General features: G+C 69.2%; 23 protein-coding genes. 5 read left to right on the top strand and 18 right to left on the bottom strand.

The features are described 5' to 3' along the window. Positions 1-284: 284 nt before the first annotated feature. The 3 genes from ACFWY6_RS26630 to ACFWY6_RS26620 form a co-directional block, all read right to left on the bottom strand. Positions 285-611 (bottom strand): LuxR C-terminal-related transcriptional regulator, encoded by a 327-nt coding sequence (locus ACFWY6_RS26630; protein ID WP_384695155.1) that lies wholly within the window; start codon positions 609-611, stop codon positions 285-287. A gap of 262 nt (positions 612-873) precedes the next feature. After that, a complete protein-coding gene (locus tag ACFWY6_RS26625; protein ID WP_384695152.1) occupies positions 874-3,486 on the bottom strand; it encodes an ABC transporter permease/substrate binding protein in 2,613 nt (870 codons plus the stop codon). Then, positions 3,479-4,582 (bottom strand): glycine betaine/L-proline ABC transporter ATP-binding protein, encoded by a 1,104-nt coding sequence (locus ACFWY6_RS26620; RefSeq protein WP_384695149.1) that lies wholly within the window; start codon positions 4,580-4,582, stop codon positions 3,479-3,481. The genes ACFWY6_RS26625 and ACFWY6_RS26620 overlap by 8 nt, the downstream gene beginning before the upstream one ends. A gap of 279 nt (positions 4,583-4,861) precedes the next feature. Between ACFWY6_RS26620 and ACFWY6_RS26615 the strand changes: the two genes are divergently transcribed. From ACFWY6_RS26615 to ACFWY6_RS26600, 4 genes are all read left to right on the top strand, one after another. Next, positions 4,862-5,767, top strand: coding sequence for a 5'-3' exonuclease H3TH domain-containing protein (locus tag ACFWY6_RS26615; RefSeq protein WP_384695160.1), 906 nt, complete (start codon positions 4,862-4,864; stop codon positions 5,765-5,767). A 52-nt stretch (positions 5,768-5,819) separates the two neighbouring features. After that, on the top strand, positions 5,820-6,653 hold the full coding sequence (locus tag ACFWY6_RS26610) for a siderophore-interacting protein (protein ID WP_384695146.1): 834 nt from the start codon (positions 5,820-5,822) through the stop codon (positions 6,651-6,653). 135 nt (positions 6,654-6,788) lie between these two features. Next, positions 6,789-7,385 (top strand): GNAT family N-acetyltransferase, encoded by a 597-nt coding sequence (locus tag ACFWY6_RS26605; protein WP_384695144.1) that lies wholly within the window; start codon positions 6,789-6,791, stop codon positions 7,383-7,385. A 38-nt stretch (positions 7,386-7,423) separates the two neighbouring features. After that, positions 7,424-8,383: an RluA family pseudouridine synthase gene (locus ACFWY6_RS26600; RefSeq protein WP_384695142.1), complete on the top strand. Its 960-nt coding sequence runs from the start codon at positions 7,424-7,426 to the stop codon at positions 8,381-8,383. On the opposite strand, the gene ACFWY6_RS26595 is transcribed toward ACFWY6_RS26600, so the two are convergent. Genes ACFWY6_RS26595 through ACFWY6_RS26575 form a run of 5 tightly spaced genes read right to left on the bottom strand, consistent with a single transcriptional unit; the run spans position 8,377 to position 12,927 of the window. Beyond that, complete coding sequence (locus tag ACFWY6_RS26595; protein WP_384695139.1) at positions 8,377-9,861, bottom strand: cytochrome P450; 1,485 nt, start codon at positions 9,859-9,861, stop codon at positions 8,377-8,379. The two genes, ACFWY6_RS26600 and ACFWY6_RS26595, sit on opposite strands and share 7 nt — an antisense overlap. Positions 9,862-9,895: 34 nt before the next feature. Further along, the gene (locus ACFWY6_RS26590; RefSeq protein WP_384695136.1) at positions 9,896-10,519 is read right to left on the bottom strand and encodes an ATP/GTP-binding protein; all 624 of its coding nucleotides are present in this window, start codon (positions 10,517-10,519) and stop codon (positions 9,896-9,898) included. Next, complete coding sequence (locus ACFWY6_RS26585) at positions 10,500-10,889, bottom strand: DUF742 domain-containing protein (RefSeq protein WP_384695134.1); 390 nt, start codon at positions 10,887-10,889, stop codon at positions 10,500-10,502. The genes ACFWY6_RS26590 and ACFWY6_RS26585 overlap by 20 nt, the downstream gene beginning before the upstream one ends. Next, complete coding sequence (locus tag ACFWY6_RS26580) at positions 10,886-11,293, bottom strand: roadblock/LC7 domain-containing protein (protein WP_384695131.1); 408 nt, start codon at positions 11,291-11,293, stop codon at positions 10,886-10,888. The genes ACFWY6_RS26585 and ACFWY6_RS26580 overlap by 4 nt, the downstream gene beginning before the upstream one ends. After that, positions 11,290-12,927 carry an ATP-binding protein gene (locus ACFWY6_RS26575; RefSeq protein WP_384695128.1) on the bottom strand — a complete coding sequence of 546 codons (1,638 nt, stop codon included), beginning with the start codon at positions 12,925-12,927 and terminating at the stop codon, positions 11,290-11,292. Before ACFWY6_RS26575 ends, ACFWY6_RS26580 begins: the two co-directional genes overlap by 4 nt. 524 nt (positions 12,928-13,451) lie before the next feature. Here ACFWY6_RS26575 and ACFWY6_RS26570 point away from each other — a divergent pair. Further along, positions 13,452-14,609: an LLM class flavin-dependent oxidoreductase gene (locus tag ACFWY6_RS26570; protein ID WP_384695125.1), complete on the top strand. Its 1,158-nt coding sequence runs from the start codon at positions 13,452-13,454 to the stop codon at positions 14,607-14,609. Between the two features lie 57 nt (positions 14,610-14,666). Here ACFWY6_RS26570 and ACFWY6_RS26565 read toward each other — a convergent pair whose 3' ends face one another. The 10 genes from ACFWY6_RS26565 to ACFWY6_RS26520 all read right to left on the bottom strand — a co-directional run bounded on the left by ACFWY6_RS26565 (position 14,667) and on the right by ACFWY6_RS26520 (position 23,998). After that, the gene (locus ACFWY6_RS26565) at positions 14,667-17,477 is read right to left on the bottom strand and encodes a DEAD/DEAH box helicase (protein ID WP_384695122.1); all 2,811 of its coding nucleotides are present in this window, start codon (positions 17,475-17,477) and stop codon (positions 14,667-14,669) included. A 52-nt stretch (positions 17,478-17,529) separates the two neighbouring features. Next, the gene (locus tag ACFWY6_RS26560) at positions 17,530-18,438 is read right to left on the bottom strand and encodes a diacylglycerol kinase (protein WP_384695120.1); all 909 of its coding nucleotides are present in this window, start codon (positions 18,436-18,438) and stop codon (positions 17,530-17,532) included. Between the two features lie 17 nt (positions 18,439-18,455). Further along, entirely contained in the window at positions 18,456-19,409 is a 954-nt protein-coding gene (gene tatC, locus ACFWY6_RS26555) for a twin-arginine translocase subunit TatC (protein ID WP_360772209.1), read from the bottom strand. A gap of 47 nt (positions 19,410-19,456) precedes the next feature. Beyond that, a complete protein-coding gene (gene tatA / locus ACFWY6_RS26550; RefSeq protein WP_344520689.1) occupies positions 19,457-19,747 on the bottom strand; it encodes a Sec-independent protein translocase subunit TatA in 291 nt (96 codons plus the stop codon). Between the two features lie 249 nt (positions 19,748-19,996). Continuing rightward, entirely contained in the window at positions 19,997-20,194 is a 198-nt protein-coding gene (locus ACFWY6_RS26545) for a hypothetical protein (RefSeq protein ID WP_266868865.1), read from the bottom strand. 9 nt (positions 20,195-20,203) lie between these two features. Next, on the bottom strand, positions 20,204-20,455 hold the full coding sequence (locus tag ACFWY6_RS26540) for a hypothetical protein (protein WP_361827467.1): 252 nt from the start codon (positions 20,453-20,455) through the stop codon (positions 20,204-20,206). A gap of 11 nt (positions 20,456-20,466) precedes the next feature. Beyond that, the gene (locus tag ACFWY6_RS26535; protein ID WP_384695115.1) at positions 20,467-21,456 is read right to left on the bottom strand and encodes a helix-turn-helix transcriptional regulator; all 990 of its coding nucleotides are present in this window, start codon (positions 21,454-21,456) and stop codon (positions 20,467-20,469) included. Between the two features lie 15 nt (positions 21,457-21,471). Further along, positions 21,472-22,425, bottom strand: a complete 954-nt coding sequence (locus tag ACFWY6_RS26530) for a helix-turn-helix transcriptional regulator (protein ID WP_384695112.1) — start codon at positions 22,423-22,425, stop codon at positions 21,472-21,474. Positions 22,426-22,563: 138 nt separating this feature from the next. Further along, positions 22,564-22,938: an FKBP-type peptidyl-prolyl cis-trans isomerase gene (locus tag ACFWY6_RS26525; RefSeq protein WP_384695109.1), complete on the bottom strand. Its 375-nt coding sequence runs from the start codon at positions 22,936-22,938 to the stop codon at positions 22,564-22,566. A gap of 61 nt (positions 22,939-22,999) precedes the next feature. Further along, a complete protein-coding gene (locus tag ACFWY6_RS26520; protein WP_384695157.1) occupies positions 23,000-23,998 on the bottom strand; it encodes an FKBP-type peptidyl-prolyl cis-trans isomerase in 999 nt (332 codons plus the stop codon). Positions 23,999-24,155: the final 157 nt, after the last annotated feature.

The following is a 24,155-nucleotide window of genomic DNA, read 5'->3' as shown; positions in this document are numbered from 1 at the left end:
GGCTGTGGGGCGGCCGGGGGCGGGGCGCGCGGCGCGGGGGGGGGGGGGGGGCGCCGGGGCCCCGCCCCCCCCCCCCCCCGCGACCAGAGCTCCCGCCGCAGCCAGCGACGCGACGGTGATGCGCGAGATGCGCGAGATGACCATTCTGTTGTTCCCCGTTCATCGTTCATCGATCTTGCTCGGCCAACCGGCAGGATCGTATGAATCCCGGAGAACGCTTCATAGTGAATCTTTGTGCACTGCCCTTTAGTGCAAGAAGCAACTTCGAGCGCTAGGAGCCTCTTTCAGTGCAAGGAGCCTTTTGTCCCGTCCGGGCACAACAAGCCGTGGTGGACTATGGCGAGAACGACGGCGTCGAGACGGGTTCTGAGCCCCAACTTCTCGATGATGCGCGCGACATGCGCCTTCACCGTGCGCTCCGCTATCCCGAGCTGCCGGGCGAGAGCAGGGTTGGGCAACCCGGCACCCAGGAGCAGCATCACTTCCCTCTCACGGACCGTCAGATCACTGACGGCGGGCGGCTCCACGCCCGAGTGGAGTGCGGACCTGCACGGACAGTGGGGCTCCTGCTCGGTGTTCTGAGTGGTCACTGTGGTCACTTCGATGGTCACTTTCCCCGTTCCCCGTTCCCCGTTGTCATGACTCTCAACACGCACTGTAGGGCAAGGCGTTCGCAGTAGTGAGGCAGGAATGTCACCGTCTCGTCCCCGACGAACCAGGGGCTTCGCGAAAGGCGTCAATGTCACCCAAAGTCTCTGATTTGCTCTTACGCCCGCACATTGCGAAAGCGACCGGCATGCCGAGCCCATGAACAACTGAGCCCCGCCGACGGCACACTGCCGTCGACGGGGCTCAACTCTGCTGCTGTTCCGGCTACTTCACCGGCGCCATCTTGTCGACGATGCCCGGGTGGGCCTCGACCCACTTCTGCACACCGGCTTCTTCCTTGCCCTTGCCGGCCTTCTGGACGGCCTGCTCGAGACTCATCAGCTCGTCAGGGCTCATGTGCCAGTTCTTCAGCCAGCCGTTGAGCTCCGAGTACTTCTTCGGGAAGCCCTTGTTGGCCAGCGTCTTGATCTGGTTGTTGGCACCCCAGGTCTTCTTGGGGTCCTCAAGCCGCGTGAGGTCGTACTTGTCGTACGCCCAGTGCGGCGACCAGAGCACGACCGCGACCGGCTCCTTCTTCGCGTACGCGCGCTCCAGCTCGGCGAGCATCGAACTCGTGCCCGCGCTGGTCAGGTTGAAGTCGTCCAGGCCGTAGGCCGGCATGACCTTGTCCTTGAGGCGCGTCATCTGGCCGGTGCCCGGCTCGATGCCGACGATCCTGCCCTTGAACTTGTCCTTGTTCTTGCGCAGATCGTCCATGGTCTTCACGCCCTTGACGTAGGACGGGACCGCGATTTCGAGCGACGTCTTGTCGTACCACGCACCGACGTCGACGAGATCCTTCTTGTACTTCTCCCAGTACTGCTTCTGCGCGACCGGCAGCCAGCCGTCCAGTTCGACGTCGATCTGCCCGGTGGACAGGCCCGTGAACAGCGGGCCGACGTCGAGCTTGGTGGTCTTCGGCTTGTAGCCGCGCTTCTCCAGGACGTTCTTCCACAGGTACGTGGCGGCGATGCCCTCGTCCCACGCCGGGTAGCCGATGTTCGGCGCGGCGCCGGCCTGCTTGCCCTTCTCGTACGTGGCCTTGGCGACCGGGGCCATCTTGTCGACGATGCCCGGGTTCTTCTTCATCCAGGCCTTGACGCCCTGGTCCTGCTTGCCCTTGCCGGCGTCCTGGATCTCGCCTTCGAGGGAGGTCAGCTGCGCCTCGCTGAGCTTGAAGTCCTTCAGCCACTGCGCGACCTGCGGCTCCTTCTCGGCGAAGCCCTTGCGGCCGAGGGTGTGGATGCCGTCACCCGAACCGAAGGAGCCCTTGGGGTCCTTCAGCTTGGTCAGCTCGTACTTGTCGTACGCCCAGTGCGGCGACCAGAGCGTGACCGCGATGGGCTCCTTCTTCTGGTACGCGCGGTCGAGCTGGGCGAGCATCGCCGAGGTGTTGGACTTGACCAGCTCGTACTTGCCCTTGAGGCCGTAGTCGTGTCGGACCTTGTCCTCGTAGAGCTTCGTCTCGCCGGCGCCCGGCTCGATGCCGTAGATCTTGCCCTTGAAGAGGTCGCTCTTGCCCTTGAGGTCGTCGAGCGTCTTGACGCCCTTGACGTACTTGGGCACCGCGATCTCGAGCGAGGTCGGCTCGTACCAGCTGCCGTAGTCCTCGAGCTGGTCCTTGTACTTGCTCCAGTACGGGGCGTGCGTGGCCGGCAGCCAGGAGTTGGTCTGTACGTCGATGCTGCCCTGCGCCTGGCCGTTGTAGAGGGCGCCCACTTCGAGGGCCTTCACATCGGGCTTGAAGCCGCGCTGCTCGAGGACGTTCTTCCACAGGTACGTGGAGGCGGTGCCCTCGGGCCAGTCGATGTAGCCCATGTTGATCGTGCGGCCCTGGCCGACGTTGGCGGAGACCTTGGGGCCTTCGTCGTCCTTGCCGAAGATGTTCAGGCCACCGGCGACGAGCGCCAGGACCAGGACACCGACCATGGCGACCGGCGTGGCCGGCTTCCACCGCATGATCTTCAGGCCGCCGAGCGCGGAGCCGGCCTTGGCCAGGGCGCGTCGGCCGAGCGGCGAGACCCGCTGGTTGAGGGCGCCGGTCATGCGGTCCAGGTACATCGCGAGGATGACCACCGCGATACCGCCCTCGAAGCCGAGCGCGACGTCGACCGAGCTGATGCCGTCGTACACGGTGGAGCCGAGACCGCCACCGCCGACCATGCCGGCGACGACCACCATGGACAGGGCGAGCATGATCGCCTGATTGACGCCCGCCATGATCGTGGGCAGCGCAAGGGGGAGCTGGACGCGCCACAGCGTGTTGCGCGGGTGCGTGCCGAACGCCTCGGCGGCCTCGATCAGTTCCTCGTCGACCTGCCGGATGCCGAGCTCGGCGAGACGGACGGCCGGCGGCATCGCGAACACGATGGTCGCGACCATGCCGGGGACCGGGCCGACGCCGAAGAAGAAGATGCCCGGGATCAGATAGACCATGGCGGGCATGGTCTGCATGAAGTCGAGCACCGGGCGTATCAGACCGCTGACGGTGCGGTTCTTGGCCGCCCAGATGCCGATCGGCAGCGCGAACACAAAGATGATCACGCAGGAGACGAGCACGAGGGACAGCGTGTTCATCGCCGGTTCCCACTGCTCGATCGAGTCGATCAGGGCGAATCCCGCGAAGGTCGCCGCTGCGGCGAGCAGCCCGCGCAGCCAGAAGGCGAGCACGGCGAAGATGCCGATGAGGATCAGCGGTTCGGGCGAGGTGAGGACCGCGTTGACGCCGTCGTAGGCGTTCCCGACGACCAGCTTGATGAAGTCGAAGAGCCACTCGCAGTTGTCGCGCAGCCAGTCGACTCCGGAGGCGACCCAGTCGCCGATGTGGATCCTAGGCACTGGCGATCACCTTGCTCTCCTCCACGGCGGGCATCGGCTCGCCGAGCACGGCGAGCAGCCGCTCACTCGGTACGACACCGATGAGCTCGCCCTCGCCGTCGGTGACGGCCACGGCGACGGTGCTGGTGGAGCACGGCGTGAACAGCTCGATGATCGGCGTGGCGGCGGAGACGGTCGCCGGAGCGGCGGACAACACGTCCTGTGCGGTATGCAGCTCCTTGCCCTCGGGCGTCTTCGTGCCGTACGCCGTCTCCGGCTCGGCCATGATCGCGCCCGCCGTGAGCACGCGGGCCCGGTCGACGTCCTGCGTGAACGACGCGACGTAGTCGTTGGCCGGGGTCACGAGGATGTCCTCGGCGGTGCCGATCTGCACGATGCGGCCGTCGCGCATGACGGCGATCTGGTCGCCCAGGCGCATGGCCTCGTTCAGGTCGTGGGTGATGAAGACGATGGTCTTCTTCAGCCGCTTCTGGAGTTCGAGGAGCTGGTCCTGCATGTCGCGGCGGATCAGCGGGTCGAGCGCGCTGAACGACTCGTCCATGAGGAGCAGGTCGGCGTCGGTGGCCAGGGCGCGGGCCAGGCCCACACGCTGCTGCATGCCGCCGGACAGCTCGTCGGGCCAGGACTTCTCCCAGCCCTTCAGTCCTGCGAGTTCGAGCGCGACCGTGGCGCGCTCCTCGCGCTCGGCGCGCGGCACGCCCTGCACCTCCAGGCCGTAACCGGCGTTCTCCAGGACGCTGCGGTGCGGGAAGAGAGCGAAGTGCTGGAAGACCATGCTGATCTTCTTGGAACGCACCTCGCGCAGCTCACGGGCGCTCAGACCGGTCAGGTCCTGTCCGTCGAAGAGCACCTGTCCGGCCGTTGGTTCCGACAGACCGTTGAGCATGCGCAGCAACGTGGACTTGCCGGATCCGGAGAGACCCATGACGACGAAGATCTGGCCCGGCTCGACCGTGAAGGAGGCGTCGATCACCGCGGCGGTGGTGCCTTCGGCGCGCAGCTCCTCTCGGTCGGTTCCGTGGCGGAGTTTCTCCACCGCGTCAGCGGGTCGTCTGCCGAACACCTTGTACAAGTGCTCGGCTTGCAGCCTGGACACATACACCTCTCGGGTTGAACCACAACGGCCCGCCTCCCCCGCCGACGGGCCGTGGAGCGACGCGGGTTCCGCCCGCTTACGTGCCCGATGCAATAGTTGAATCATCGACCGGGAGCGCTCCAGATCCGCGCCTGCCCGTGCATACAAAATCCAAACGCGTGCGTGTTCCAGTTCACATTTGTTGCACACTCTGCACTGCGCGGCGCGATGCGCAACGGACCGCTCGCTGTCAGTGCCGTGCGGCATGATGCGAACGTGACTCAGCAAACGCGACGGCTCATGCTGCTCGACACGGCCTCTCTGTACTACCGCGCCTATTTCGGGGTCCCCGATTCCGTGAAGGCCCCGGACGGCACCCCGGTCAACGCGGTGCGCGGTCTGCTCGACTTCATCGCCCGGCTCGTCCAGGACCACCGGCCCGACGACCTGGTCGCCTGCTGGGACGCGGACTGGCGCCCGCACTGGCGGGTCGAGCTGATCCCCTCGTACAAGGCGCATCGCGTCGCCGAGGAGGTCGAGCAGGGGCCGGACGCCGAGGAGACCCCGGACACGCTCTCGCCGCAGGTCCCGATCATCGAGGACGTCCTGGACGCACTCGGCATCGCCCGCGTGGGCGCGGCGTCGTACGAGGCCGACGACGTGATCGGTTCGTACGCCGCCCGGGCCACCGGCCCCGTCGACATCGTCACCGGCGACCGCGACCTCTACCAGCTGGTCGACGACGAGCGCGGCATCCGCGTCCTCTACCCCCTCAAGGGCGTCGGCAGCCTCCAGCTCACGGACGAGAACTGGCTGCGGGAGAAGTACGGCGTGGACGGCAGCGGCTATGTCGACCTCGCGCTGCTGCGCGGCGACCCGAGCGACGGGCTGCCCGGCGTGCCCGGCATCGGCGAGAAGACCGCGGCCAAGCTCCTGGACGCGTACGGAAATCTGGCCGGAATCATGGCCGCCGTGGACGACCCGAAGAGCAAGCTGACGCCCTCGCAGCGCAAGCGGCTCGACGAATCCCGGCCGTATGTGGCGGTCGCGCCGACGGTGGTCCGCGTCGCGGACGACGTGCCGCTGCCGGACATCGACCTCGCGCTGCCGAGCGAGCCGCGCGATCCGGCGGCCCTGGACGAGCTCGCGGCGCGATGGGGACTCGGTGGCGCGCTCCAGCGGTTGTTGTCCACCCTTCAGGACTGAGGTGCTAGCTTAGGTAAGCCTAAGCAACTTTTGATCAGGGGAGGCGTCCGCCATGGCAGAACGTCCTGCACGCACAGCACCCAAGACCCATGTGGCGCAGGTCGTGCGCACCGAACGCCTCACCCCACACATGCAGCGCGTGGTCCTCGGCGGCGAGGGCCTCGCCGAGTTCACGGCGGGCGATTCCACGGATCACTACGTGAAACTGCTCTTCCCCGCCGAGGGTGCGACGTATCCGGAGCCCTTCGACATCCAGCGGATCCGTGCGGAGTTCCCACGCGACCAGTGGCCCGTGACGCGTACGTACACGGTCCGCCGGTGGGACCCGCAGGCCCGCGAGCTGGCCCTCGACTTCGTCATCCACGGCGACGAGGGCCTGGCCGGGCCGTGGGCCCAGCGCGTGCAGCCCGGCACCACGGTGCGCTTCCTCGGCCCGGGCGGCGGCTACGCCCCGGACGCCGCGGCCGACTGGCACCTCCTCGCCGGTGACGAGAGCGCGCTGCCCGCGATCGCCGCCGCGCTGGAGGCGCTGCCCGAGGGCGCCAAGGCGTACGCCTTCGTGGAGATCGGCGACGCGGACGAGGAGCAGAAGGTCGATTCGGCCGCGGACATCGAGTGGCTGCACCGCGGGCAGCGCCCCGTCGGCGAGGCCCTGGTCGAAGCGGTGCGCTCGCTGAACTTTCCCGACGGCGACCTCCAGGCGTTCGTACATGGCGAGGCAGGCTTCGTGAAGGAGCTGCGCCGCTATCTGCGCGTGGAGCGTGAGGTGCCGCGCGAGCGGCTCTCGATCTCCGGGTACTGGCGCCTGGGCCACAACGAGGACGGGTGGCAGGCGTCGAAGCGGGAGTGGAACGCGCAGGTTGAGGCCGAGCAGGAAGCGGCGTAGCGCTGCGCTTGGCCGGGGCGGGACGGGGCCGCTCCCGTCCGCCCGCCGGTGAGGGCTGGTCGCGCAGTTCCCCGCACCCCTACGGGCCCGTGAAAATCAGCCCCCTCCGGCGAAGTCCGCTGTCACGATGGCCCCATGCCCTTCAAGATCTCTGACGTAGTCGCGGCGGGGACGCTCGCCCGTCAGGCGCAGCCCACCATCCCCGTCCCCGGCGGCCTCGTCATCCGACCCTGGTCGCCCGATGACGCGCCCGCCGTGTACGAGGCGTTCCAGGACCCGCTGATACAGCGCTGGCACGCGCGGGACGCCGAGTCGGTCGACGAGACCCGGGGCTGGATCGACGGCTGGCGCAAGGCCTGGTCCGAGGAGAAGGACGCGTACTGGGCGATCGCCGACGCCGCCACGGACGAGCTGGTGGGCCGGATCGCGCTGCGCCTGATCGTGCTCGCCGACGGACAGGCCGAAGTCGCTTACTGGACCATGCCGTCGGCCCGCGGCCGTGGCATCGCCCCGCGCGCCCTGACCGCGCTGTCGGACTGGGCCTTCGACGAGGTGGGCCTGCACCGCCTCGAACTCACCCACTCCACGGCCAACGAGGCCTCGTGCCGTGTGGCCCTCAAGACGGGCTTCGAGCCGGAGGGCACCAAGCGCAGCGCGGTCCTCCACGTGGACGGCTGGCATGACATGCATCTGCATGCCCTGATCAGAACCAGCGGTACCAAGGCCCCGTAGATCAAGGCGCCCCCACCGGCCCCCGTACCCTTCACGGTGTGACCCGCAAGCCCCGTATCCCGCCCTCTCCCCTGCCCCAGCGCCGCGGCGTCGACCCCGTGCGGGTCAAACTGCCGGTCGACGGGGCGTGGGAGACCGTGCGGGATCACCTCGTGGCACGGCTCAAGGCCGGGCCCGGGGTGATCGACGGGATGCTGCGGGACGGGCGGATCGTCGGGGCCGACGGCGTGCCGGTGACAGCGGACGCGCCTTATGTGCCCGGCGCCTTCGTGTGGTTCCACCGCGATCTGCCGGACGAGGTCCCGGTGCCGTACGCCATCGACGTCGTCTACCGCGACGAGCACATCGTCGTCGCCGACAAACCGCATTTCCTCGCCACCACACCCCGCGGCAGCCATGTCACCGAGACGGCGCTCGCCCGGCTCCGCACGGAGCTCGATCTGCCCACGCTGGGCGCCGCGCACCGCCTGGACCGGCTCACCGCGGGCCTGATCCTGTTCACCGTGCGGCCCGCCGAACGCGGCGCCTACCAGACGCTGTTCGGCGAACGGCGGGTCCGCAAGGAGTACGAGGCCGTGGCGGCGTACGACCCGGCGGCCGAACTACCCCGCACCGTACGCAGTCACATCGTCAAGGAACGCGGCGTCATCGCCGCCTACGAGGTGCCGGGCGCCGAGCCGAACAGCGAGAGCCTGATCGAACTCGCCGGGCACAACGGCGAGTTGGCCCGCTACCGGCTGACCCCGCACACCGGCCGCACCCACCAGCTGCGCCTCCACATGAGCACCCTCGGTCTGCCGATCCTCGGCGATCCGATCTACCCCGTGGTGCGGGGGCCCGTGCCGCCGGACGATTTCCGGCGGCCGCTCCAACTCCTCTCCCGTGTCCTGGAGTTCACCGACCCCGTCACGGGCGCCGAGCACCGCTTCGTCAGTGCGCGCGAGCTCGGCGCCTGGACCGCGTACGACACCTGGCAGGGGCCGGACGCCCGTCAGTAGCCGCGCCACCAGGTGACGAAGCGCCGCCACGCGCCCTGCCGCGGCACGGTCGCGGCCACCGGCTCCGGTGCGGGCGGCGGCGTGGGCCCCGGCTGGGGCACGACCGGCGCCGGCTGGGCGGGCCGGGGCGCCGGGGACGACACCTGCCAGTCGTTGCGCGGCCCCGGCACCTTCGCCATCGGCCGGGCCGTCACATCCTGCGGCGGCCTGGGCGCGAAATGCACCGGCAGCGACACCAGATGCCGCGAGAGGATCGACGAGTTCCACCTCAACTCGTGTTCCTCTACGGCGAGTTCCACATCAGGGAAGCGCATCAGAAGCGCGTCGACGCCGGTGTCGGCGATGGCGCGCCCGATGTCCTGCCCCGGGCACTCGTGCGGACCGCCGCCGAACGCCAGATGGGAGCGGTTGCCCTGCATGTTGGCGGCGAGATCCGGGCGTACGACGGGGTCCACGTTGCCCGGCGCGATGCCGAAGATCAGACCGTCGCCCGCCTTGATCTGCTTGCCGCCGAGCTGCGTGTCCTGCTTGGCGAAGTAGCCGACCATGGCGCTGAACGGCGGCTCGTCCCACAGGGACTGCTCGACCGCCTCCGGGACGGTCATCTGGCCGCCGCTGAGCTGGGCTCGGAAGCGCGGGTCGGTGAGGACCATCCGCAGGGCGTTGGAGATGAGGTTGGCCGTCGCCTCGTACGCGGCGCAGAGCACGAGCCGCAGATGCGCTGCCACCTCGTCGTCCGTGAGCTGCGCGGGCTGGGCCATGAGGTTGCTGGTGAAGTCCTCCTCCGCCTTCGCCCGGCGCCGCGCCACCAGGCGCAGCAGCGCCTCCATGATGTACTCGTTGCTGGCGATGGCGGTCTCGGTGCCCCTGATCATGTCGCGGACGGCCTGCACCATCCGCTCGTTGTACTCCTCGGGCATGCCGAGGACATGGCACATCACCATCATCGGCAGATGCTCGGCGTACCCGCTCACCAGGTCGGCCTTGCCGTCCTGGCAGATGTCGTTGAGCAGGAGGTTGCTGTAGCGGTTGATGTAGCGGCGGATGCCCCGGTGGTCGAGGCCTCCCATGGCGCCGGTGACCGCGCCGCGCAGCCGCTCGTGCTCGGCGCCCTCCGCGAAGGTGGCCATGGGCTGCCAGGTGACGACGGGGGCGAGCGGGTTGTCGGGGCCCATGGAGCCGTCAAGGACGGCCCGCCACTGGCGCGAGTCGCGGGTGAACTGCGAGGGGGTGCGCACCATGTGGAGGTTCTCGCTGTGGCCGAGGACCGCCCAGATCGGTACGTCGTTGTGCAGCAGGGCCGGGGCCACCGTGCCGTGCTCGGCGCGCAGCTTCTCGTACACGCCTGCGAGGTCGGTGTCCGCCTCGGGACCGTAGAGGCGGCGCAGGCCGCCGGGGCCGAGCCCGTGGGCGGGGCAGCCGGGGGGCGGCAGGGACGGGTCGTCCGTGCCGGGGTGGGAGTGGGAGGGGGTCGTCACGTTCGTCGCTCCGGGGTTGCGGATGAGATGAGGGTCAGACGCGGGCCACGGTCAGGGAGTGCAGGTACCGCATGAGGGTCAGCAGGGTGTCCCGGCTCGACGCGCGCTGCCGGGCGTCGCACTTCACGATCGGCACCGCCTCGTCCAGGTCGAGGGCGCTGCGCAGCGCGTCGATCGGGTGCTGCGGCGCGTCGGGGAAGTCGTTGACCGCGACGACGAAGGGCACGCCGCGCTCCTCGAGGCGGCCGATCACGTCGAAGCTGACCTCCAGGCGCCGGGTGTCGATCAGGACGACAGCGCCGAGCGCGCCTTCGAAGAGCCCGTTCCACAGGAACCAGAAGCGCTCCTGGCCGGGGGTGCCGAACAGATAGAGCACCAGCTCTTCGGAGATGCTGATCCGGCCGAAGTCCATCGCCACGGTTGTGGCCGTCTTGGACTCGGAGCCGTAGTTGTCGTCCACGCCGATGCCGGCCTGGGTCATGGTCTCTTCGGTGGTCAGCGGCCTGATCTCGCTGACCGAGCCGACCATCGTCGTCTTGCCGACCCCGAACCCGCCCACGATCACGACCTTCACCGCGGCCGCGGCCGTGTGCGGCAGCACGTCCTCGCTGCTGGGTCCGGTGATCGTGTCGGTGTTCTCAGAGTTTCTGAAGTCCATGCATCACCGCTTCGAGGAGGGAACGGTCGGGGAGCGTGGAGCGGACGATCGGCTCGCGCGCCTGCACGAGGTCGACGGCGAGCATCCTCGTCAGCAGAATCGTGACCACGCTGAACGGCAGCGCCAGATAGGCCGAAAGCTCGGCTACGGACAGCGGCTGCTTGCATAACCGCAGTACGACGGCGTGCTCTGGCTGCGCCGCGGGTGCCGCCTCGCCGTGCGCGACGATCAGCGTGACCAGGTCGATCGGCGCCCGTTCCGTGTCCTCACCCGTGATGGTGTAGAGCCGCTCGGGGTTCTCCGGGCTGCGCCGTACACGCCGGGGAGGGTCGTCGCCGTGGGCTGGAGGGTCGCCTTCCGGAGAAGTCATACGGCCTGCCCGTCTCGCCGGGGCGGGCTCGTCAGATGGGCGCCGATCCGGACGACCAGGTCCCGCATGCGGTTCCCGATGAGGCCCGCGTCCACGGTCTCCTCCGCGAGCACGGCCAGATAGGCACCGGCGCCCGCGGCCATCATGTAGAAGTAGCCGCCGTCGATCTCGATGATCACCATGCGCATCCCGCCTTCGCTGTGCGGGAACTCGGTGGCGACGGCGGCGGCCAGGGACTGAAGTCCCGCGCAGGCGGCGGCGATCCGGTCGGCTCCGTCGGGGTCGCCGCCGTAGCGCGCGATCCGCAGACCGTCCGCGGAGAGCACCACGATCTGCCGGGTCTGCGGCACCCCGTCGGCGAGCTCCTTGAGCATCCAGTCGAAATTGGCCCGTTGCTGGATCACTTCCAGCCCCCCTCGTCCGCGTTGTCGGCGTTGCCGTGGTCGTTCTCGGTGTGGTCCCTGGGGGACGGCGGGTCGCCGGCGGTGGTCTCGTCGCCCTTGACGCCCTTCATGAAGGCCTCGATCCACAGACCGGGCTCCTTCTCCTCCTTCTTCTTCTTCACCGGTTCGGGTACGACCGGTGTCGTCGGGGGCTTGGCGTACTGCGCGGCCTGGGCCGCGTACTTCGCGTCCTCGGCCTCCTGGGCGACCCGCTGGCTGAACGATGTGCGGACCCGGCTGCGGCGCTGCGGCAGGCCGTTCGACGTCCACTCGGTGACCTCGGGGACGTCGTCCTCCATGGCCGCGGTGAGTTGTGACTTCGAGAGCGGCGGTCCCGCCGTCATGACGCGGGGCTTCTTGCGCCGGATGCCGTGGGGCTCCTTGATGATCTCGCCGTCCGCGTTCACCCGGGGCACCGCGGAGGCGCCGATGCCGTGCGCGAGGCCGGGCGCGGGCCCGCTGCTGATCATTTCGCGCGGGACGATGAGGACCGCCCGGACCCCGCCGTACGCGGACTGCCGCAGCGAGACCTGCAGGTTGTACATCTGCGAGAGGCGTCCCACGACGGCCATGCCCAGGCGCGGGGTCTCACCGAGGTCGTTCAGGTCGATGCCGGCCTGGGCCTGGGCGAGCATGCGCTCGGCCCGCGCCCTGGCCTCCTCGCTGAGGCTGACGCCGCCGTCCTCGATCTCGATCGCGATGCCGGTCTGCACCTCGACGGCGGTCACATGGACGCGGGTCTGCGGCGGCGAGTAGCGGGTGGCGTTGTCGAGGAGCTCGGCGCAGGCGTGGATGAGCGGTTCGACCGAGGTGCCACGGATGGCGATCTTGGCGATCGAGTGCAGATCGACGCGCTGGTACTCCAGGATCCGCGACATGGCCCCGCGCAGCACGCTGTACAGCGGTACGGGCTTGGGCCACTGGCGTCCGGGGCGGGCGCCGCCGAGCACGGTGATCGAGTCGGCGAGGCGGCCGATCAGCGCGGTGCCGTGGTCGATGCGCAGCAGGTCGTCGAAGACCTCGGGGTTGCGGCCGTGGAACTCCTCCATCTCGCGCAGTTCCGCGGACTGTTGGTGGACGATGGACTGGACGCGCCGGGCGATGTTGACGAAGGCGCGCTGCGAGGACTCGCGCATCGCCTCTCCGGTGTCCAGGGTGTCCAGGACGTTGCGGAGCATCTGCCGCTGCGACTCCGGGAGTTCGGCGAAGGACTCGTCACCGTCGACCAGGTGGCGGATCACTTCCGAGGGTGCTTCGCCCTGCCGGAGCCGGAACACGGCCTCGGGGATGATCTCACTGCCCAGGCGGACGGTCTCGTCGTCATGGGATGCGATGCGCCGCTCCAGGGAGGCGAGCCGCTGTCCGTACTGCGCGTGGAGCTCACGGTTGGACCGGCCGCGGCGCACCGCTTCGGCGCCGACCGCGATGACCACGAGGGTGGCGATCGCACCGCACCAGCCGACCGCGATGCGGGCGGGTTCCGTGACCGCCGCGACGGCGGCTCCGGTTGCCGCGGCCATCAGCATGGCGGGCAGCAACAGCACACGTGCGTAAGGGACTTCTCGGCCACCGGGAGGCGATTGAACACTCACCATGTATGCCCTCTGAACACTCGTCTTGGGGGGAGGAATTGGGGTTGATGCTGGGAAATGGGGGGATTCTTCGGGGAGTTGAGAACGAATGACACATGCGAACTATCAACAGATCTGGGAACAAGCGCGCGAATCTATCGCAACTCGTTTCAACTCGCCGCGCTCCGGGCGAGCTTAGTCCGCCGGAATCATCGCCGAGTCATATTCCGCAACCCTCTGCAGAGGTCTCACCGACAGGCATACACTCGGCTCCATTTACACGCGTGGCGATCAATCGAACACGTGGAGTGATGACGTCGAACAGGCGCGAACACGGCTTCGGGGGGACTTGGGCGGGAGGGGAATCACCACCGCCCGGCCGTGGTTGACGCCCCGTATGGACGGCTGCTCCACTGGGCGCATGCGCCCTCAGCTCCGGCTGGTCACCCGCGACCACATCGACCTCGGTCGCGTGTGGTCCGCGTCGTGTTGCTCCTGACCGCTTCCAAGTCAGCGCACACCACGACCAGTTGAGATGAGGCTCCACCATGCCCGTCGAGTTCCTCGGCATCGCAGCGACCAACGAAGGCTCCGAAGTCACCGCGCGCTCCGGCGCCTCCTTCGACAAGGACTACACGCTCAGGCTCGCCCGCGCCCACGAGGACCACGGCTGGGACCGCGTCCTGTTCGCCTACGGATCCGGATCCCCCGACCCCTCCCCCGCCGCCGCCTACATAGCGGCCCGCACGGACAGGCTCCAGATCCTGGTCGCGCACCGCCCGAACGTCTCGTACCCCACCTTCGCCGCGAAGACCTTCGCGACCCTGGACCGGATCAGTGACGGCCGCCTCGCGGTGCATTTCATCACCGGCGGCAACGACCAAGAGCAGCGGCGCGAGGGCGACTTCCTCACCAAGGACGAGCGGTACGCGCGCACCCGCGAGGCCATCCAGATCATCAAGAAGGCGTGGACCTCGCACGAGCCCTTCGACCACGAGGGCGCGCACTACCGCTTCAAGGACTTCGTCAGCGACACCTTCCCGGTCCAACAGCCGCATCCGCGCGTCTCGTTCGGGGGTTCATCGCCCGCCGCGTACGCAGCCGGGGGCGCCGAGGCCGACATCTACTGCCTGTGGGGCGAGCCCCTGGCGCAGACCGCCGAGCAGATCGAGTCGGTGAAGGCGGCGGCGAAGGCCGCGGGCCGCACCGACGTCCCCCGGATCCAGGTGGCGTTCCGCCCGATCATCGCGCCGACCGAGGAACTGGCCTGGGAGAAGGCGCACGCGACGCTGGCCCGCATCAAGGCACGCAAGGCGGGCGCGCCGCCGTCCCGCCCGCCCGTCTCCCACCACCACCCTTCAGCGGAAGTCGCTGCGCTCCCCTTGGATCACCCGCTGAAGAGCCCGGAGAACTCGGGCTCGCAGCGGCTCCTGGCGGTGGCGGCGTCGGGCGAGCGGCACGACCGCGCCCTGTGGACGCCGACCGCGGCGGAGACCGGCGGCGCCGGCAACTCCACGGCCCTGGTGGGCACTCCGGAGACGGTCGCCCAGGCCTTGCTCGACTACTACGACCTGGGCGTCGACATCCTCTCGGCCCGCGGCTACGACCTCCTGGACGACGCGATCGACTTCGGCCGCCAGGTGATCCCGCTCGTCCGGGAGGAGGTCGCGAAGCGGGACGCGGCGCGGGCGAGCTCGGCGGCGTAACTCTCAGAAGGGGCGGGCCCGGGGAAGAAACCACCCCTTGCCCGCCCCCACCGGCCGTCACCCGACCGAGCTGTACGCCACGACCCCCCGCAGCAACTGATCCACGGCCTTCCGCGCATTCTTGGCCACGGTCGACCCCTCGCGGGGAGCAGCAGCCGCAATCTGCCCCAGCACATCGATCACCTGCTTGCACCACCGGACAAAGTCCCCGGCAGGCATCTCGATCTCCCGCAGCACCTCGTCGAGCCCCTTGTCGGACGCCCACATGTACGCGGCCCAGGCGAACCCCAGATCGGGCTCCCGCTGCCCGACCCCCTCCGCCTGGTTGATCTTGAACTCTTCCTCCAGGGCATCGAGCCGCCCCCAGATCCGCACCATCTCGCCGAGGGAGGCCTTCACCTTCCCGGAGGGCAGCTTGGGCGCGAGTGCGTCGTCCGCCATCCGGGCCTCGAACACCAACGCCGAGACGCACGCGGCCAGTTCGGCCGGGCTGAGCCCCTCCCACACGCCTTCCCGCAGGCATTCGCTCGCCAGCAGATCCAGCTCTCCATACAGCCGGGCGAGCCGCCTGCCGTCGTCGGTGACCTCGTCACCCCGGAGATAGTCCATCTCGGTGAGCAGCGCGACGATCCGGTCGAAGGTGCGCGCGATGGTGTTCGTCCGCCCCTCGATCCGCCGCTCCAGCTGCACGGTGTCCCGCCGCAGGCGGTAGTAGCGCTCGGCCCAGCGCGCGTGGTCCTCACGCTCGTCGCAGCCGTGGCAGGGGTGCGCGCGCAGCTCCGCGCGCAGCCGGGCGATCTCCTGGTCGTCGGCGGCGGCAGCGCGCCCCTTGCGGTGCCGCTCGGGCACGATGTGCCCGGCCTTGGTGCGCAGCGCGGACGCCAGGTCACGGCGCGACTGCGGGGAACGCGCGTTGAACGACTTCGGGATCCGCATCCGGTCGAGGGCTTCCACCGGCACCGGGAAGTCCATCGCCGCGAGCCGCTTGACCTGCCGCTCGGCGGTCAGCACCAGCGGCCGCGGACCGTCCTGGTGCTCGAAGCCCCGGTGGCCGTTGACCCGTCCCGCCGGCAGCCCCGGGTCGAGGACGAGCGCGAGCCCCGCGTACTTGCCGGTCGGCACATGGATGACGTCGCCCGGCTTGAGCTTCTCCAGGGCGGCGGCCGCGGCGGCCCTGCGCTGGTTGGCGCCCTGCTTGGCGAGCTCGGTCTCCCGGTCCTTGAGCTCGCGGCGCAGCCGCGCGTACTCGTCGAAGTCCCCCAAGTGGCAGGTCATGGAGGCCTTGTAGCCCTCAAGACCTTCCTCGTTCTTCTGCACCTGCCGCGAAATCCCCACGACCGACTTGTCGGCCTGGAACTGCGCGAAGGACGTCTCGAGCAGCTCACGCGAGCGGTGCCGCCCGAACTGCTCGACGAGGTTCACCGCCATGTTGTACGAGGGCTTGAAGCTGGACCGCAGCGGATACGTACGCGTGCCGGCGAGCCCGGCCAGGTGCTCCGGGCTCATGGCCCGCTGCCACAGCACGACCGCGTGGCCCTCGATGTCGATGCCGCGCCGCCCGGCGCGACCGGTCAACTGCGTGTACTCGCCGGGGGTGATGTCGGCGTGCTGTTCGCCGTTCCACTTGACGAGCTTCTCCAACACCACGCTGCGCGCGGGCATGTTGATGCCCAGGGCGAGCGTCTCGGTGGCGAAGACGGCGCGCACGAGCCCGCGTACGAAGAGCTCCTCGACGACCTCCTTGAAGGTGGGCAGCATGCCCGCGTGGTGCGCGGCGATGCCGCGCTCCAGGCCTTCGAGCCATTCGTAGTAGCCGAGGACGTGCAGGTCCTCGTCGGGGATCGCGGCCGTGCGCTCCTCGACGATCTCGCGGACCTGCATCCGCGCGTCGTCGTCGTTCAGCCGAAGGCCCGCGTGCAGACACTGCTGCACGGCGGCCTCGCAGGCCGCGCGGCTGAAGATGAACGTGATGGCGGGCAGCAGGCCCTCGGAGTCGAGCCGGTCGATGACCTCGGGGCGGCCCGGCGTCCAGATCCGCGACCGCTGTCGGCGCTCGCGCTCACGGTCGGCCTCGCGGACCATCTTGCCCTTGCGGCGGTCGCGCGGGTTGTACGAACGGCTGGCCTCCATGCGCGCCATGCGCGTGAGGTCGGGGTTGACCGTCTTCTTCCGGCCCTCGCCCTCCTCGAAGAGGTCGTACATCCGGCGCCCGGCGAGCACGTGCTGGAACAGCGGCACGGGCCGGTGCTCGGAGACGATCACCTGGGTGTCGCCGCGCACGGTGTCCAGCCAGTCGCCGAACTCCTCCGCGTTCGAGACCGTCGCCGACAGGGACACGAGCGTGACCGACTCCTGGAGGTGGATGATCACCTCTTCCCAGACGGCTCCCCGGAAGCGGTCGGAGAGGTAGTGCACCTCGTCCATCACCACATAGCCGAGGTTCAGCAGCGACTGCGAGCCCGAATACAGCATGTTGCGCAGCACTTCGGTGGTCATCACGACCACGGGCGCATCGGAGTTGACGCTGTTGTCGCCGGTCAGCAGGCCGACCTTGTCCGCGCCGTAGCGCTTCGCCAGGTCGGCGTACTTCTGGTTGGAGAGCGCCTTGATCGGCGTCGTGTAGAAGCATTTCTTGCCCTGCAGCAGGGCCAGGTGCACGGCGAACTCGCCGACGATCGTCTTGCCCGAACCCGTGGGGGCGGCCACGAGCACGCCCTTGCCCGCCTCGAGCGCCTGGCAGGCCTCGATCTGGAAGGGGTCGAGGCCGAATTCGTACATCTCGCGGAAGCCCGCGAGTGCGGTGGCCTGCTCGGCAGCGCGCTCGCGCGCCGCCGCGTACCGCTCGGCCGGTGAGAGGTCCTCTGTCATCGTGCTTTCGAGCCTACCGGCCACCACTGACAACGGACGATCATTATCTGCCTTACGGCCCCGGGGACCCTTCGGGCACCAGGATCCGCACGGCTCCCGCCAGACACTCCGCCGTCAGCGGCAGCGCTCCCAGCTGCTCTCCGTCCGCGTACCCGGTCACGCCCGAGGCCGCCAGTTCGACCTTCCGCGCCCGGTGGACGGTGACCTTGGGATGGTCCAGGTGCGTGCCCTTGTAGACGCGCGGGAAGACCTTCAGGAGCGTCGTGCGGCTGCAGTCGCCGACGACCGTGACGTCGAAGAGTCCGTCGCTCATGTCGGCGCCGGCGCAGATCTTCATGCCGCCGCCGTACGAGGATCCGTTCCCGACGGCGACGAGCGTCGCGTCGACCTCGTGGACCACCCCGCCGTCCAGCGTGATCCGGTACGGGACGGGCTTGAAGGCGGCCAGCTCGGCGACCATCGCGAGGTCGTACTTGAAGCGGCCGGTGGGCCAGCGCATGCGATTGCCGCGGTCGTTGACCCGTGAGTCGAAGCCGGATGCGAGCACCGTGCCGAACCAGGTCTTGCCGACCCGCCCCAGGTCGACGGCGCGGGTGCGTCCCGCGTCGAGCGCGTCGGCGACGACCGCCCCGGCGGCCGCCGGGTCCCGCACCGGGAGCCCGAGCGCCCGTGCGAAGTCGTTGCCGGTGCCCACGGCGATCACCCCCAGCGGGGTGTCCGTCTGCGCGACGGCCTGCAGCGCGAGGCTCGCCATGCCGTCGCCGCCGACGGCTATCAGCGCCCCCGTGCCGCCCTCGACGGCGTCCCGCGCCCTGCGCAGCGCATCGGCGGCGTCCTCGCCGATGACCGTGCGTACGGAGAAGCCTGCTGCCCGCAACGCGGAAGCGGCCGGCTGCGCCGCGTGGGCGCCCCGGCCGCGTCCCGCGGTGGGATTGACGAAGAGGGTGATCTCGCTGGTCACGGCCGGACCCTACAAGGTCAGGTCACGTCGTCGAAACCGTTTACCCGGTCCCGGTCCGGGCTGCTCTGCTGCGGAAGGGCGCGACTGGCCGAAACGGACTCGATCTCGCCGACGTCCTCGGGCGTCAGATCGAGGTCGGACGCCTCGTCGTCGTCGGGCCCCGCGGCATCGATCCTGGCCTTGCGCCGGTCGTTCAGGAGCGAGAAGGCGGTGGCCGCGAAGTACAGCACCCAGATCGGCCCGGCGAGCATGATCATGGTCAGCGGGTCCGTGCTGGGCGTGGCCACGGCCGCGAAGACCGTGATGCCCATGATCATCCCGCGCCACCAGCCGAGCATCCGCTTGCCGGTGATGGCTCCGGTGAGGTTGAGCATGACCAGCAGCAGCGGAAGCTCGAAGGAGAGGCCGAATACGATCACCATGCGGGTGACCAGGTCGATCAGTTCGTCCAGCGGCAGCTGGTTGTCGACGCCGCCGGGTGAGAAGTCGAGCAGCACCCGCGCCATGGTCGGCAGCGTCTTGTACGCGAAGAACCCACCGCACATGAACAGCGGGAAGCCGGCACCCACGAAGGCGTAGGCGTACTTCTTCTCGCTCTTGTGCAGGCCAGGGGCGACGAATGCCCACAGCTGGTACAGCCAGATCGGCGACGCGAGCACCACGCCGGCCATCAGGGAGATCTTCAGGGCGAGCGTGAACGGCGTGATCAGACCGTTCAGCACGATGCGCGCGCAGGTCTCGTCCCCGCCCTTCTTCGCCAGCTCGGCGAAGCTGGATTCGCACCCTACGGAACTCAGGATCGGGTCCGTGAAGAACTCGATGATGTCCTTGTAGAAGAAGGCAGCGACGATCGCGACGACGATGATGGCCAGCACGGCCTTCGCGAGCCGGTTGCGGAGCTCACGCAGGTGCTCCGCAAGAGGCATCCGCCCCTCGGGATCCTGTTCCTTCTTGCGGGCAGACTTGAGCAACCCACGTCCTCATCTCGTGCGGCAGGCCGGCCGTCGCCGGCCTTGGATCAGCGCTTAGTCGTGCTGTCGGTGGGCTCGGTGACCGGGCGCGAGCTGGTCACGTCGCCGGGCGCGGCCTGGATGGTGCGCGGCTGGGCGGCGGAAGGGTCGCTGGGCGGGTCGGCCGGGGCGGCTTCGTCCTTCTTGCCGTCCGTCTTCATCGCCTTGGCCTCGCTCTTGAGGATGCGCGCGGACTTGCCGAGCGACCGGGCCATGTCGGGAAGCTTCTTCGCGCCGAACAGCAGAACGATGACGACGAGAATGAGAATGATCTCGGGGGCGCCGATCTTTCCGAACATAGGTCTTTACCTTCTCACCGAGGCGGCAGGGGCGGGGCTGCCGGACAGGCCGGACTTGCTGTCCGGCCACCGTGCTGGCAGCGATCGTAACGCTCAGGGGTGAACGCAGGGCAATCCCTGTGCGTACTCCCAGTCGCGGCCCGCGCCTCGCACTCCGGGCCACTTCAGCAGCGTACCTGCCGTACAAGGGAAGTTGACAGGCCGCGGTGTCGATGCGCGTCTCCCCGGCACCTGTGGGATTCACAGGATCTAAAGGACATCCCGGCCCGCACGGGCCACGCCCGTCGCCGCCGCCTCGAGATCCTCCGCCGCGCGATTGATCCGCTGTGTGGTCTCCGTCACTTGACGGCTCAGACGCTGCGCCTCCAGGAAGACCCGGATCGCCAGAACGCCGAGCACGGCCAGGCCGCAGAACCCCACAGCAATCGCCAGCATCGCCCAGAACATGCGCCGAGCCTAGACGGTCGAGTGCAGACGCAGCGTCCGCACCCCGCCGCCGGTGAGGAGTTCGACGATGCGCTCGCCCGCGGGCTTGCGCACCGCGGCCCCGCACTCGGGGCAGGTGAAGGAGTAGAAGGTGGTGCGGGCCGATGCGCCGATGGCCAACCGCAGGGCGCCCGCGGAGAGTTCGAAGCGGGCGCGGCAGTCGGGGCAGGCGGCCTTGAAGAGCACAGGGGCGATTCTCGACATTCCGGGAATCTCGGACATGATGCTGGTGTTCAACGTCCTTGCTCCTGCCTGTCGTACGGCCCTTCCGGGTGTCGGTCATAGGCCGCGAGGGCCTCACGCGCCGCCTGTCGCGCGCTATCCGCGAGGTCGGCCGGGGAGACGATGTGCCCGTCGCCGCCGAGCCGCAGCGCGAGCCTGCGCAGCGAGGTGGGGTCCGGGGTGCGCAGCGTGATCCGCAGGCCGCCGTCGGGGAGCTCCTCGGCGCTGTCGTGCGGGTAGTACTCGGCGACCCAGCGGCCGCCGGGCCCCACCTCGATGACCACCTCGGGGTCCTCGGCGGCGGGCTGCACGAGCCCCTCGGAGAGATCGCGCAGCTCGACATCGGGCGGCGACGACGCCTCGTCCATGATCCTGATCTCGGCCACCCGGTCGAGACGGAAGGTGCGGCGCGCCTCGGAGAGGTAGCACCACGCCTCCATGTACGTGTGCCCCACGGCGAAGAGCCGGATCGGGTCGACCTCGCGCTCGGTCAGCTCGTCGCGCGCGGGCGAGTAGTAGCGCAGCCAGAGCCGGCGCCGCTCGGAGATCGCGCGGTCGACGTCCGCGAAGACGCCGCCCTCGGACTCGAAGGTGACCGAAAGACGTGCGCTGGCCCCGGCGGCCTCGCCGGCAGCCGTCTCCAGCTTGGCGGTGGCACGCAGCAGCGCCTGCCGGTCGCTCTCGCGCAGCCCGGGCAGGGTGGACACCGCGCGGGCGGCCACCAGGAGCGCGGTGGCCTCGTCGGCGGCGAGCCGCAAGGGGGCCGCCACGTCGTCCGGGTTGTGCCACCAGATGCGGTCGCCGTCGGTGTCGATGTCCAGGAGGTCGCCGCCGCGGAAGCTGGTCCCGCACAGCGGCAGCACGTCCAGGTCGGAGATCAGCTCGTCCTGGGTGATCCCGAAGGCGCGGGCGACGTCGCTGACGTGGGCGCCGGGGCGCTCGCGCAGATAGGTCACCAGGGAGAGCATCCGCCGGGTCTGGTCGATGGCGTTCGAGGCCATTCTCGGTACGTCCCCTCAGCCCTTGGCCACGGCGCGCAGCCGGTCCACGACGTCGGCCCGCAGCTCCGCGGGCTCCAGGACCACCACATCGGGCCCGAACTCCACCAGCCAGGCATCGAGCCCGTGCCCGTACGGAATCTCCAACTCGTCCCATCCCTCGCCCAGTTCGCGTATGTGGGCGGCCTTGGCCCGCAGCGGATAGCCCGCGCCCGTGCGCAGCCGGATGAGGGCGGAGCGGTCGGCGCTCTCCCCCGCCCAGCCCGCCACGGTCTCGCGCACCGTGACCACGTCGGGGACGTCGGCGGTGAACTTTCCGGCGCGGGCGCGCACCTTGCCCGTGATGCGGGAGAGCCGGAAGACCCGCTCGGCACCGCGGTCGCGGTCCCAGCCGGCCAGGTACCAGTGGCCGCGCCAGCATTCGAGCGCCCACGGCTCGACGTGCCGCTGCTCGGGGCGGGCCGCGGTGGCCTTGCGGTAGTCGAAGGCGACGGGGCGGCGGTCGCGGCAGGCGAGCATCAGCGGCTCGAAGGACGCCTCGTGCACGGGGATGCGCGGTTCGAGGGCGCTGTGTGCCTCGTACGGGTCGACGTCCTCGGGCAGCCCGGCGGCGCGCAGCTTCTGCAGGGCGCCGCTGGCCGCTCCGGCGAGGCGGGCCTGCTGCCAGACCTTGGCCGCGAGGCCGAGCGCGGCGGCTTCCTCGGCGTCGATGGTGATGGGCGGAAGGCGGTTGCTGTCGCGCCGGGCGAGATAGCCCACGTCACCGTCGAGATTCTCCACCGTCTCGATGACCAGGCCGAGTTCGCGCAGATCGTCCTTGTCGCGCTCGAACATCCGGTTGAAGGAGTCGTCGTTCCCCGCTTCGAGATAGGCCTCGATGGACTCGCGCAGCTCGCGCTTGCTGAGCGGCCGCCGCGTCCCGAGCAGACACAGCGCCAGGTTCATCAGCCGCTCGGCCTTGGCAATGGCCATCGACGCCCTTTCTCAACAGTGCTTCCGACCGCCGACCGTACCGCCCGGGGGTGCCCTGGCAAAAGCCGAGGGCCCATGCCAGGACAGGCATGGACCCTCGGTGGACAGGTCTGATCAGACCCTGGCCTCAGTCGTCGCTCAGACGGAGACGAGATCGCAGACGAAGATCAGCGTCTCGCCCGGGGCGATACGGCCGCCGCCGGCGCCGCGGTCGCCGTACGCGAGGTGGGCGGGGATGATCAGCTCGCGCCGGCCACCGACCTTCATGCCCTGGACACCCTGGTCCCAGCCGGAGATGACCTGGCCAGCACCGAGCTGGAACTCCAGCGGGTTGCCGCGGTTCCAGCTCGCGTCGAACTCCTCGCCCGTGCCGAAGGCCACGCCCACGTAGTGGACCTTGACGAAGTCGCCGGCCTTCGCGACCGCGCCGTCACCCTCCCAGATGTCCCTGATCTGCAGCTCGGCCGGCGGCTCGCCGCCCGGGAAATCGACCTCGGGCTTCTCAATGCTCACGAAAATGCTCCTGCTTGATACGGATGGTCATGCGCGGACAGTCTTACATCTTCGCCCGGCGTCACATCTTCGCGAGGATGTCCACGGAGAAGACCAGCGTGGAGTCCTTCTTGATGGTGCTGCCCTGCGGCGGCTGGTCACCGTACCCGAGCTCCGGCGGGACGACGATCAGGACACGGCTGCCGACCTTCTTGCCGGTCAGGCCCTGTGCCCAGCCCTTGACGACCTGCGCCAGCTGGAACGAGGCGAGCTGACCGCTCTCGTACGAGGAGTCGAACTCCTTGCCGTCGGCCCACAGCACGCCCTTGTACTGGCACAGCAGGCTGTCGGTCTCCTTGATCTCGTCGCCGTCGCCCTCGATGACGTAGTTCGCGACGAGCTTCTTCGGGGCGTCCTTCTTCGGGACGTCGATCGAGGGGGCCTTGCCGTCCGTGTTCGTGCCGACCTTGGGGAGGTCGATGTTGGACTGCGCGACCTCGTCGCCCTTGGCCGAGCTCTTGGCGTTGAAGGTGTTCACCAGGTCGACGACGAAGACCAGGGTGTCGTCGCCCTTGATGCCCGCCTGCTTGTTGCCCTCCGTGCCATATCCCATCTTCGGGGGGATGGCAAGCTCCACGCGGCTGTCGAGCTTCTTGCCGACCAGGGCCTGGTCCCAGCCGGGGATGACCTGGCCGACGCCGATCGGGAAGACCGTGGGGTTGCCCCGGTCGTAGGAGTTGTCGAAGACCTTCGCCGTGGCCCAGATCTGGCCGAGGTAGTTGGCCTGGAGGTAGTCGCCCTTCTTCACCTCGGCACCCTTGCCCTGGATCAGGGTCTTGACCGCGAGGTCGGAGGACGGCTTGCCGTTCCCCTTCGCGACGGTCGGCTTCTGGCCGAACTTCGTCCCCTTCGTGATCTCGGGCACGGGCCCGTCCACGATCTTCGCCGTCGGCGCGGCCGAGGTCGAGTTGGTGGGGGACGGGCTGTCGCTGGACTTGGCCTTGTCGGCCTTGTCGTCACCACACCCGGCCAGCGTGAGCAGGCCGGCCGGAACGGCAAGGAGAAGTGAGCGTCGGCGCACGGTGGGGGCCTCGTATCGGTCGATCTTGTCGGTTGGCGTGCGCGCAACTCTACGCATGGAGAAGGGGGGGGGCGGAGGGAAACTAAGCGGCCCCCCCGGGGGTAGGCCCCCACACCCCCCCCCACAACCCGGTTTAAAAAAAAGCAAAAAAAAAACA

It is taken from the genome of Streptomyces sp. NPDC059037 (genome assembly GCF_042740015.1).
GTDB lineage: Bacteria > Actinomycetota > Actinomycetes > Streptomycetales > Streptomycetaceae > Streptomyces.
The sequence above is the reverse complement of the archived record's forward strand: the minus strand, read 5'-3'. Positions and strand labels throughout refer to the sequence as shown.

Coding starts and splice junctions, on each gene's coding strand:
- ACFWY6_RS26615 (WP_384695160.1), top strand. CDS start 4,862: ATGCTGCTCGACACGGCCTCTCTGTACTACCGCGCCTATTTCGGGGTC.
- ACFWY6_RS26610 (WP_384695146.1), top strand. CDS start 5,820: ATGGCAGAACGTCCTGCACGCACAGCACCCAAGACCCATGTGGCGCAG.
- ACFWY6_RS26605 (WP_384695144.1), top strand. CDS start 6,789: ATGCCCTTCAAGATCTCTGACGTAGTCGCGGCGGGGACGCTCGCCCGT.
- ACFWY6_RS26590 (WP_384695136.1), bottom strand. CDS start 10,519: ATGGACTTCAGAAACTCTGAGAACACCGACACGATCACCGGACCCAGC.
- ACFWY6_RS26585 (WP_384695134.1), bottom strand. CDS start 10,889: ATGACTTCTCCGGAAGGCGACCCTCCAGCCCACGGCGACGACCCTCCC.
- ACFWY6_RS26575 (WP_384695128.1), bottom strand. CDS start 12,927: ATGGTGAGTGTTCAATCGCCTCCCGGTGGCCGAGAAGTCCCTTACGCA.
- ACFWY6_RS26570 (WP_384695125.1), top strand. CDS start 13,452: ATGCCCGTCGAGTTCCTCGGCATCGCAGCGACCAACGAAGGCTCCGAA.
- ACFWY6_RS26565 (WP_384695122.1), bottom strand. CDS start 17,477: ATGACAGAGGACCTCTCACCGGCCGAGCGGTACGCGGCGGCGCGCGAG.
- tatA (WP_344520689.1), bottom strand. CDS start 19,747: ATGTTCGGAAAGATCGGCGCCCCCGAGATCATTCTCATTCTCGTCGTC.
- ACFWY6_RS26545 (WP_266868865.1), bottom strand. CDS start 20,194: ATGTTCTGGGCGATGCTGGCGATTGCTGTGGGGTTCTGCGGCCTGGCC.
- ACFWY6_RS26540 (WP_361827467.1), bottom strand. CDS start 20,455: ATGTCCGAGATTCCCGGAATGTCGAGAATCGCCCCTGTGCTCTTCAAG.
- ACFWY6_RS26535 (WP_384695115.1), bottom strand. CDS start 21,456: ATGGCCTCGAACGCCATCGACCAGACCCGGCGGATGCTCTCCCTGGTG.
- ACFWY6_RS26530 (WP_384695112.1), bottom strand. CDS start 22,425: ATGGCCATTGCCAAGGCCGAGCGGCTGATGAACCTGGCGCTGTGTCTG.